This window comes from Actinomadura rubrisoli, from assembly GCF_004349215.1.
Lineage (GTDB): Bacteria > Actinomycetota > Actinomycetes > Streptosporangiales > Streptosporangiaceae > Spirillospora > Spirillospora rubrisoli.
This window is the reverse complement of sequence record NZ_SMKU01000345.1, coordinates 1-9975: the sequence shown is the minus strand read 5'-3', so window position 1 is coordinate 9975 and position 9975 is coordinate 1. Positions and strand designations below refer to the sequence as shown.

Genomic DNA, 9975 nt, shown 5'->3' with positions numbered 1-9975 from the left:
GCCTCCCCGACGACACCCGCATCGTCCGGGGCGGGTGCGTCTGCTGGGTTGCGGGGGTTCGTGGCGCTTGATCTGCGGCGTATGGACGGGCTGGTCGCGCTGGACGAGGTGTCTCGGACGGCCGTGCTGCAGCCGGGGATGCGGGGGCCGGCGGTGGAGGCGCGGTTGGGGGAGCGCGGGTACACGCTCGGGCACTTTCCGCAGTCGCACGAGTGGGCGTCCGTCGGCGGGTTCGCCGCCGCGCGGTCGAGCGGGCAGGCGTCCGCCGGGTACGGGCGGTTCGACGACATGGTGGTGGGGCTCACCGTCGCCACCCCGGAGGGCACGCTGGACCTCGGGCGCGCGCCGAAGTCGGCCGCCGGGCCGGACCTGCGCCAGCTCGTCCTCGGCTCCGAGGGCGCGCTCGGCGTGATCACCTCGGTGACCGTCCGGATCCACCCCGTCCCGGAGGCCGCGGCCTACGAGGGCTGGCGCTTCGCCTCGTTCGACGCGGGCGCCGCCGCGCTGCGCCGGATCGTCCAGGACGGGCCGCTCCCGGCGGTGGTGCGGCTGTCCGACGAGGCCGAGACCATGATCGGGTCGGCCGGCCCCGAGGCGATCGGGTCGTCGTCGGACGCGGGGTGCCTGGCGGTGCTCGGGTTCGAGGGCACCTCGCGGGAGGTCGCCGACCGGCGGGCCAGGGTCGCGGACGTGCTGACCCGCGCGGGCGGCGAGCCGCTCGGCACCGGGCCGGGCGAGAAGTGGGCGCACGGCCGGTTCGGGGCTCCCTACCTGCGTGACGCGCTGCTGGACGTGGGCGCCTTCGTGGAGACGCTGGAGACCGCGACGTTCTGGTCGGACGTCCCGGCGCTGTACGAGGCCGTCCGGACGACCCTGATCGGCGCTCTCGCTGGCGCGGGCACGCCGCCGCTGGTGATGTGCCACATCTCGCACGTCTACCCGTCCGGTGCCTCGCTGTACTTCACCGTCGTGTCCGCGCAGGGCGACGATCCGGTCGCGCACTGGGCGAAGGCGAAGCACGCGGCCTGCGACGCGATTCTCGGCGCGGGCGGGACGATCAGCCACCACCACGGCGTGGGCGCAGACCACCGCGACTGGTACGCCCGCGAGATCGGCCCTCTGGGCGTGGCGGCGCTGCGCGCGGTCAAGGACCGGCTGGACCCGTCCGGGATCCTCAATCCGGGCGTCCTCGTCCCGCCGGTTGCCGGGGAGTAGTGCCGGTGTCCGAGGTTCCGCGCTCGTTCACCGCCGTCGTCAACCCCTCGGCGGGCGGATCCGCGGCCGCCTCGACGCTGATCCCGCTCGCCCGGCTGCTGCGCGAGGCGGGCGCCGACGTCGCCGTCGAGTACAGCCGCGGCCTGGAGCACGCCGCCGCCGTCGCCCGCGGCGCCGCGGACACCGGGCGCGTCGTCCTCGGGGTGGGCGGCGACGGCATGGCCGGCTGCGTCGGCGGCGCGCTCGCCGGGACGGGCGCGCTCTTCGGCATCGTCCCCGCCGGGCGCGGCAACGACTTCGCCCGCCAGCTCGGCGTCCCGTCCCGGCCGGAGGAGCTGGCCCGCCTGCTGCTGGACGGGGAGCCGCGCGCGGTCGACGCCATCGAGGCCAACGGCACGCCCGTCCTGGGCAGCGTGTACGCGGGCGTGGACGCGGTCGCCAACGACAACGCCAACAAGACCCGCCTGCTGCGCGGCCCGGCCGCGTACTACTTCGGGGCCCTCCGCGCGCTCGCGGCGTGGCGTCCGGCGGACTACCGGGTGACCGTGGACGGCGAGGAGCACTTGCGGCGGGGCTACACCGTCGTGGCCGCCAACTCCGGCTACTACGGGTCCGGCAAGCACATCGCCCCGGACGCGCGCGTGGACGACGGGCTGCTGGACGTCGTCCTCATCCGGACGGCGCCCAAGCCGCTGTTCTTCGTCGTGATGCGGGAGCTGGCGGACGGGTCGCACGTGCGCAGGCCCGAGGTCGAGGTGCTGCGGGGCCGGGAGGTGCGGATCGAGCTGACCGGGCCGCCCGGCCGGACGCTGCCGTACGGCGCGGACGGCGAGCTGCCCGGCGTGCTGCCGGTGACCGCCCGCGTGATGCCGGGCGCGCTCCACGTTCTGGCCCCCTGACCTGCGGATCCGCGAAAGATCCCAGATTTGGATCTCGCGTTTGGGTCGATTTACGCCTGCATTACGGCCCTCCGGATAGCGTCGTGAACGTCCCGCTTTCGGGACCTTGGGGCCGTCTGTGGAGGCATCATGGGAAGGCGATCACTCGCCGTTCTGGGGGGACTCATGATGACCACGGGCGCCCTCGTCGTGGTGGCGCCGGCGTCTCTGGGGGTGGCGCCGGCGCCCACCACGATCCGCGTCCCCGCCGGACGCTCCCTCTTCGGCGCCTCTCCCGCGCGTCCGCTCCCCGTCCGGAGCCTGACCGCGCCCGCCTTCGGCGCGCCGCGCGCCGCCCGGACGGGCACCGCGGAGTGACCGCCGCCTGCCGCGCCGTTCATGTGATGAAGATCACGGTCTAGCATCGGGGCCGCATCGGGCCGGTATCCGTTCTCACATGCCGACCAAGTTCTTGGTCATTTGGCCTCCATCGGCCATCTTCGTCGGGCATCGTGGCCGCGGTTCTCGGTGAGATTCGCAGAGTGATCGTTCGGCGGAGGTGGTCGTGACAACCGAGTCATCAGGTCCGGGGCCCGCGGATGGCGGGCTCGACAACGCGGCCTACGCACGGCTGAGGGGGACTCCGGAGTTCGAAGCGCTCCGTCTCGCCTTCCGCCGGTTCGTCTTCCCCATGACGGTGGCGTTCCTCGCCTGGTACCTGCTCTACGTCGTCCTGTCGGCCTACGCGCGCGGATTCATGGGCCACAAGGTCGCCGGTGAGATCAACGTGGCGTTGATCTTCGGGCTCCTGCAGTTCGTCTCCACGTTCCTCATCGCCTGGCTGTACGAGCGCTACGCGCGCGGCAAGCTCGAACCGCTCGCGGCGGAGGTCAAGAGCGGCGCGGCGGCCATGGGCGGCGCCGCGGCCGCCCCGGCGGCCCCCAAGGCGAAGTCCCTGACCAAGGACGCGCCGAAGGCGGCATCGGACGAGTCCGCGGAACCCGCGAAGGCCGGAGAGCCTGCGCGAGCCGAAGAGCCCGCGAAGGCCGAGGCGGAAGAGACCAAGGAGACCCCGGAGACCAAGGGCGAGGCCGGCAGGTCCAAGGAGGACGGCGAATGACCCCCCAGCAGTTCGCCGCCCCCGTGCTGGCGGCCTCCGACAACGAGCACCGCACGTTCTCGCTCATCCTGTTCGCCGTCTTCGTGGTGATCACCCTCTACATCACCCTCTGGGCGTCGCGGCAGAACAAGACCGCCGCCGACTACTACGCGGGCGGGCGGGCGTTCTCCCCGCTCCAGAACGGGCTGGCCATCAGCGGCGACTACATGTCCGCCGCGTCGTTCCTCGGCATCGCGGGCCTGTTCGCGCTGTCGGGCTATGACGGCTTCCTGTACTCCATCGGCTTCCTGGTCGCCTGGCTGGTGGCCCTGCTGCTGGTCGCCGAGCTCCTGCGCAACTCGGGCCGCTTCACGATGGCCGACGTGCTGGCGTTCCGGATGCGCCAGCGTCCGGTGCGCGCCGCGGCGGGCATCTCCACCATCGTGGTGTCGATCTTCTACCTGCTGGCGCAGATGGTCGGCGCGGGCGCGCTGGTCGGGCTGCTGCTGGACGTCGACGGCGAGAGCGCCAAGATCTGGACGATCGTCGTCGTCGGCGCGCTGATGATCTTCTATGTGACGGTCGGCGGCATGCGCGGCACCACCTGGGTGCAGGTCGTCAAGGCCGTGATGCTGATGAGCGGCGCGATCGTCATGACGGTCTGGGTGCTGTCGAAGTACAGCTTCAACCCCTCCGAGCTGCTCGGCGCCGCGGCGGACAAGAGCGGCAAGGGCGACGCGTTCCTCAAGCCCGGCCTGAAGTACGGCGCCACCGACGTGTGGTCCAAGCTGGACCTGCTGTCGCTGGGCCTCGCCCTCGTCCTCGGGACGGCCGGGCTGCCGCACATCCTCATCCGCTTCTACACCGTCCCGAACTCGCGGGCGGCGCGGACGTCGGTCAACTGGGCCATCGGCATCATCGGCGTGTTCTACCTGATGACCCTGGTCATCGGGTTCGGCGCGGCGGCGCTGGTGGGCGGCAAGGCGATCGCGGCCCAGGACAAGGGCGGCAACACCGCGGCGCCGCAGCTCGCCCAGGAGCTCGGCGGCGGAGCGGGCTCCACCGGCGGCGCGATCTTCCTGGCGATCATCGCGGCGGTGGCGTTCGCGACGATCCTCGCCGTGGTCGCGGGCCTCACGCTGGCCTCGTCCTCGTCGTTCGCGCACGACCTGTTCGCCAACGTGTTCCGGCGCGGCAAGGCCACCGAGCGGGACGAGGTGCGGACGGCGCGGTACTCGGCCATCGTCATCGGCGCGATCGCGATCGTGCTGTCGATCTTCGCGCGCGGGCTGAACGTGGCGTTCCTGGTGGCGCTGGCGTTCGCGATCGCGGCGTCCGCCAACCTGCCGACGCTGCTGTTCTCGCTGTTCTGGAAGCGGTTCAACACCGTGGGCGCCGTCGCGGGCATCTACGGCGGGCTGGTCACGGCGGTGGGGATCGTCCTGCTGAGCCCGATCTGCTGGGGCGGCAAGTCCGACACGATCCCCAAGGGCAACGTGGACGCGCTGTTCAGCGAGACGACGGTCGCGCCGATCCCGCTGCAGAACCCGGGCCTCATCTCGATCCCGGTCGGCTTCCTCTGCGCCTACCTCGGCACCGTCCTGTCGAAGGAGCGCACCGACGAGAAGTATGCGGAGCTGGAGGTCCGCGCCCTGACCGGAACCGGCGCCCACTGACCCGCGCCGACCCGCTTGACGCGCAGATCACCTCCGGGACAGGCTGTGAGCATCCCCTCACCCCTCCCGGAGGTGTTCTGTGCGTGCCGCGGAAGAAGCAGGGCCCGCCCCTGCGCCGGACAACTCGCGCACCTCCGAGGCGGGCGCCGGGTGGACGTGTCAGAAGCCCGGAACGTTCCGCGACCTGATGCCGGAACGCGTGCGCGACTTCTCCTGGCGCCGCCCGAAGGTGCTGTGGCGGTCGCGCAACGACGTGCTCGCGCGCCTGTTCGGCGACCCGTCCAACGCGATCCGGCGCCGCTGCGTCACCGCCCTCCGGGAGCGCGGGACGCCCGCCGCGTTCACCGTCCACCGTCCGGCGGCGGAGTTCTCGTTCGCGCTCGTCGGTGACACCGGCGAGGGCGACAAGTCGCAGTACGCGGTGGTGCCGCCCCTGCTCAACGCCGCCGGCGACACCGACTTCATGATCATCGCCAGCGATGTCATCTACCCGACCGGCGACGCGGCGGAGTACCCCGAGAAGTTCTTCCGGCCGTACAAGGACTACTTCGCCCCCATCTACGCGGTGCCGGGCAACCACGACTGGTACGACGGGCTCCGCGGCTTCCTGCACGTCTTCTGCGGCCTGGACGTGGACTGCTCGCCGCCGCCCTGGCGCGGCCCGCTGTCGTTCGTCCCCCGCCTGCTGTGGCGCCGCTCCGGGACGGTCGACTCGCGCGCGCTTGCCGAGGCCCGGAACCTGTACCGGGGCGCGCCCAGCCAGCAGGGCGTCCAGCCAGGGCCGTACTGGGCGATCGACACCCCGTCTTTGCGCATCATCGGCATCGACACCGGCATCACCGGCGCCATCGACCGCGAGCAGGGGGAGTGGCTGCGCGGGGTTTCGGCGGGGCCCAAGCCCAAGCTGCTGGTCACGGGCAAGCCCATCCGCGTGGACGACGACCACCGCCCGGGCCCGGTCGAGGGCGGCGGCACGGTCGACGCGATCGTCCAGGACCCGGCGCACAACTACGTGGCCGCGATCGGCGGCGACATCCACAACTACCAGCGCTACCCGGTGGAGGTGGAGAGCGGCCGGACCGTCCACTACATCGTCTCGGGCGGCGGCGGCGCGTTCATGCACGGCACCCACACCATCCCGCGCACGCAGGCGGTGGACGAGGCGGACTTCCGCTGCTACCCGCTCCGGGGCGACTCCCTGTCGCGCTACGGCAAGCTGTACGGCCGGTGGCTGCGGCTGCCGAAGCTCTTCGACCTGACCCCGGAGGAGGCCACGGCCGCCGTCGAGCACCGTCTCGGCATCGAGCCGGGACGCGGGTACGCCGGGCCCGCGCCGTCCCGCCGCGCGCGCTTCGTCGCCTCCGTACTGGGCGTCCCGCGCGGTAACCGCTCCCGGCCCCGGTTCGCGCGGCTCCCGGTGCGCAAGCTCCCGCAGCGCTTCCGGTCCGAGATGGCCGACTGGGACGACCCGCCCTTCTTCAAGAACTTCCTACGCCTGGACGTCACCGAGACGGAGCTGCGCATCCGCTGCTACGCGGCGACAGGATGCGGCGACCACGAGACAGCCCCGCCCTGCGAGGACGAAGTCACGATTCCGCTGTGTTGATTCAATCCCGGCCCAGGGGCGCTCGCCTGGCGGCTCGCACCCCTGACCGTGCTTGTGCGAGACGCGGCATCGCTTCGCGATCTTCCCGGTGGGGCTCGCCTCCGGCATCGCCCCACCGGTCAGCCAACGCGCTCGCGCGACCGGACGGGGCGGCCCGCGCTCTCAAGGTAGAGAATCTTGGAAAATAGTGGCCAATATCGCCCGATCTTGCCCCGCGACGTGGGCGAATGCCGTTACAGTCTTGGCTCACCATACGGGTGAACGGTAACGGACGGTCGGCCGGAAAACGACCGCGTCCTCAGGAGTGCGACTCGATGAGCTACCCCCAGCAGGGTCAGGGCCAGCAACACCAGCAGCAGCAGGCGTACCAGGGCGGGTACGCCCCAGCCCAGCAACAGCAGCAGCAGGCGTCCGCCGCAACCGGCGCCGGGTACAACATGAAGCGGCGCAACCCGGTGGGCGCCTGGCTCGGCCTGCCCATCATCACCCTGGGCATCTACGGCCTGGTCTGGTTCTTCAAGGTCCACGCCGAGCTGTTCCAGTACGACCGCCGCACCGGCGACGCCGCCACGAACGCGCTGCTCTCGCTGATCTTCGGCGGCATCACCCTGGGCATCTGGCCGCTGGTCATGTTCGTGAAGCTCGGCGGCCGCATCGCCCAGGCGCAGCGCGCCGCGGGCCTGCCCGCGACCTGCAGCGGCGGCATGGGCTTCCTGCTCGGCATCTTCGGCTTCGGCGTGCTGTACTACCAGCTCCAGCTGAACAAGATCGTCGACCGCTACGGCGACACCCCGGCGGGGCAGCAGGTCTCCCTCGTCGCCTGAGCCGCGACCCCACGGGAGGCCGCGGCCCTGGCCCTCCCCGAAGACCGCGCCGGACCCCTCCGTGCACCTCAAGCACGGAGGGGTCTTCGCGTCCCCGCCCCCGAACCCGTCCGAGGCCCGCGCCGTCCGGGCCTGTGCCGTCCGGCGTCCGGGGCACGGCGCGTCCCGGGCCGCTCTAGGGCCGCCTTCCGCTCTCGGGTGTTCGTGGTGGTGGGGGCGGTGTTCTGTCGGTGGCGCGCGCGACAATGGGCGCGTGAGGATCGCGGTGGCCGCCGGGCCGGGAGACGGGGGAGAGCTGCGGCCCCTCGCCGAGGACGGCGCGCCCGCCGGGCCGGCGCGGGCCGTCCCCGACCTGGTCGCGGAGATCGCCGAGCGCGAGCGGGCCGACGCGCCGCGCTGGGTGTGGCCGTCCACCGCCCGGCTCTACCCGCGGCTGCTGCGCGCGGGCGTGCGGGTGGCCCGCTGCCACGACCTGGAGCTGGTCGAGAGCCTGCTGCTCGGGCATGCGGGCCGGTACGGGGAGCCGCGTTCCGTGCGGGCCGCCTGGGCGCGCTCGCGGGGCGAGCCCGTCCCGTCCGATCCTCCGCCGGTGCCGGAGGCGTCGCCCCAGGCGTCCTTGTTCGACGACGATCCCGCCGGACGCGAGGCCCGGCCCCCGGACGACCTCGGGCAGATCGTCGCCGTCCACGCCGCGCAGCAGCGCGCCGCCGCCGGGCTCGACGGGTTCGCGCTGCTCGCCGCCGCCGAGTCGGCCGGGTCCCTGGTGGCGGCCGAGATGAGCCATGACGGGCTGCCCTGGTCGGCCGAGGAGCACGACGCGCTGCTCACCGGGCTGCTCGGGCCGCGTCCTACCGGCGGGCTGCGTCCGCGCAGGCTGCAGGAGCTCGCCGACAGCATCAGCGCCGCGTTCGGACGGCGCACCCACGTCAACCCCGACTCCCCGGCGCAGATCCTGAAGGCGTTCGCGGCGGCGGGCCTGCCGATCCCCTCCACGCGGGCGCACGTGCTCAAACGGCTCGACCATCCGGCGGTGCCGCTGCTGCTGGAGTACAAGGAGCTCGCCCGCCTGCACGCCGCGCACGGCTGGGCGTGGCTCGACGCCTGGGTGAGCGACGGGCGCTTCCGTCCGGAGTACGTGGTGGGCGGCGTGGTGTCCGGCCGCTGGGCCACCAACGGCGGCGGCGCGCTGCAGATCCCGCGCGTCCTGCGCAAAGCGGTGGTCGCCGATCCGGGCTGGTGCCTGGTCGTCGCCGACGCCGCCCAGCTCGAACCCCGCGTCCTGGCGGCCCTGGCGGGCGACCGCGCGTTCTCGGACGCCGCCGCGCACGGCGACCTGTACGCCGCCCTCTCCGACGCCTTCCGCACCACCTCCGCCAGGGCGGGCGGCTCCCCGGAAGGGGCCGACGGGCTCAGCCCCCGCGACAAGGCGAAGCTCGCCCTGCTCTCGGCCATGTACGGCGGCGGGACGACCGAGGCGGTGCAGCTCCTGGGGGTGCTCAAGAGCCGGTTCCCGGACGCGCTCGAATACGTGGAGGCGGCGGCGCGCGCGGGGGAGCGGGGGCTGCTCGTCCGGTCGCGGCTGGGCAGGACGTGCCCGCCGCCGTCCGCGGGCTGGCGCGAGCTGACCTCCGCCGGCGACGACGAGCCCGGCGACGGCACCGGCCCGGCGAGCGCGCCGGACGGCATCGCCTCGGGACGGGGGAACGCGGCGCAGGCGCTGCGGAGCCGCGGCCGGTTCACCCGCAACTTCGTCGTGCAGGCCACCGCCGCCGACTGGGCGCTGGCGCTGCTCGGCTCGCTGCGCCGCCGCCTCACCGCGCTCGGGCCGCCGCACCTGGTGTTCTTCCAGCACGACGAGGTCATCGTGCACGCGCCCGCCGCGCTGGCGGGCGAGGTCACCGAGGCCGTCCGCGCCGCGGCCGAAGAGGCGCGGCGGTTGCTGTTCGGCGACACCCCGGTCGTGTTCCCCATGGAGATCGCCGTGGTCGACCGCTACTCCGATGCGAAGTGACGTGATGATCGCCTACACCGCGCTGATCGAGATCCGCTACGCGGGCGCCCAGACGCAGGAGCGGGACGCGGCCAAGCGGGCGATCCGCGGGGCGCTGGACGTGCCTGGCGCGGAGGTGTCGGCCGGGCCCGGCAACACGCTGCAGATCCGCGCCGCCCTGGACGCGGACGGGCCGCTCGCCGCCGCCGCGCTCCTCGACGAGGCCGTCGCCCGTGCCCTGATCGCGACGGGCCTCTTCGAGGAGTTCGACATGGCCCGCCGCGTCCTGCACGCCGCGCCGCGCGACGTGGCTGACCAGCTCTTCGCGTGGTCGGCCGACTTCTCCCCGCCCGCCGCGCGGCCCACGGGCGGGCGGAGGCGCGCACCGTACTGGCGGCGGCGAAGACGGGGCCGCGGGTGTTGAGGTGCGGCCGATTGGCGCTGGAGCGCAGGGGTCGGCGGCAGGTAATGCTGGCGGTGTGTGGGGTGGCCGCGAGCGGTGAGGTGCGGCTGACGGCGCTGGAGTTGCCGGGTCGGTGGCAGGCGATGTCGGCGGTGTGTGGGTGAGCGACGGGCGCTTCCGTCCGGAGTACGTGGTGGGCGGCGTGGTGTCCGGCCGCTGGGCCACCAACGGCGGCGGCGCGCTGCAGATCCCGCGCGTCCTGCGCAAAGCGGTGGTCGCCGATC

General features: G+C 73.3%; 9 protein-coding genes. All 9 read left to right on the top strand.

Annotated features, from left to right (window positions below; all coding sequences use genetic code 11):
• A partial coding sequence (locus E1298_RS38735) for an FAD-binding oxidoreductase (RefSeq protein ID WP_131902367.1) occupies nucleotides 1-1215 on the top strand: 1215 nt, incomplete at its 5' end.
• A gap of 5 nt (nucleotides 1216-1220) precedes the next feature.
• On the top strand, nucleotides 1221-2114 hold the full coding sequence (locus E1298_RS38730) for a diacylglycerol/lipid kinase family protein (RefSeq protein ID WP_131902366.1): 894 nt from the start codon (nucleotides 1221-1223) through the stop codon (nucleotides 2112-2114).
• Nucleotides 2115-2243: 129 nt separating this feature from the next.
• Nucleotides 2244-2471, top strand: coding sequence for a hypothetical protein (locus E1298_RS38725; protein WP_131902365.1), 228 nt, complete (start codon nucleotides 2244-2246; stop codon nucleotides 2469-2471).
• A gap of 187 nt (nucleotides 2472-2658) precedes the next feature.
• The gene (locus tag E1298_RS51620) at nucleotides 2659-3213 is read left to right on the top strand and encodes a DUF485 domain-containing protein (RefSeq protein ID WP_131902364.1); all 555 of its coding nucleotides are present in this window, start codon (nucleotides 2659-2661) and stop codon (nucleotides 3211-3213) included.
• Nucleotides 3210-4868, top strand: coding sequence for a solute symporter family protein (locus tag E1298_RS38715; protein WP_131902363.1), 1659 nt, complete (start codon nucleotides 3210-3212; stop codon nucleotides 4866-4868). Before E1298_RS51620 ends, E1298_RS38715 begins: the two co-directional genes overlap by 4 nt.
• Before the next feature lie 79 nt (nucleotides 4869-4947).
• Nucleotides 4948-6474: a metallophosphoesterase family protein gene (locus E1298_RS38710; protein WP_243726071.1), complete on the top strand. Its 1527-nt coding sequence runs from the start codon at nucleotides 4948-4950 to the stop codon at nucleotides 6472-6474.
• Between the two features lie 314 nt (nucleotides 6475-6788).
• Complete coding sequence (locus E1298_RS38705; protein ID WP_131902361.1) at nucleotides 6789-7298, top strand: DUF4234 domain-containing protein; 510 nt, start codon at nucleotides 6789-6791, stop codon at nucleotides 7296-7298.
• A 253-nt stretch (nucleotides 7299-7551) separates the two neighbouring features.
• Nucleotides 7552-9309: a bifunctional 3'-5' exonuclease/DNA polymerase gene (locus E1298_RS38700; RefSeq protein ID WP_131902360.1), complete on the top strand. Its 1758-nt coding sequence runs from the start codon at nucleotides 7552-7554 to the stop codon at nucleotides 9307-9309.
• Complete coding sequence (locus E1298_RS38695) at nucleotides 9299-9712, top strand: hypothetical protein (RefSeq protein WP_131902359.1); 414 nt, start codon at nucleotides 9299-9301, stop codon at nucleotides 9710-9712. Before E1298_RS38700 ends, E1298_RS38695 begins: the two co-directional genes overlap by 11 nt.
• Nucleotides 9713-9975: the final 263 nt, after the last annotated feature.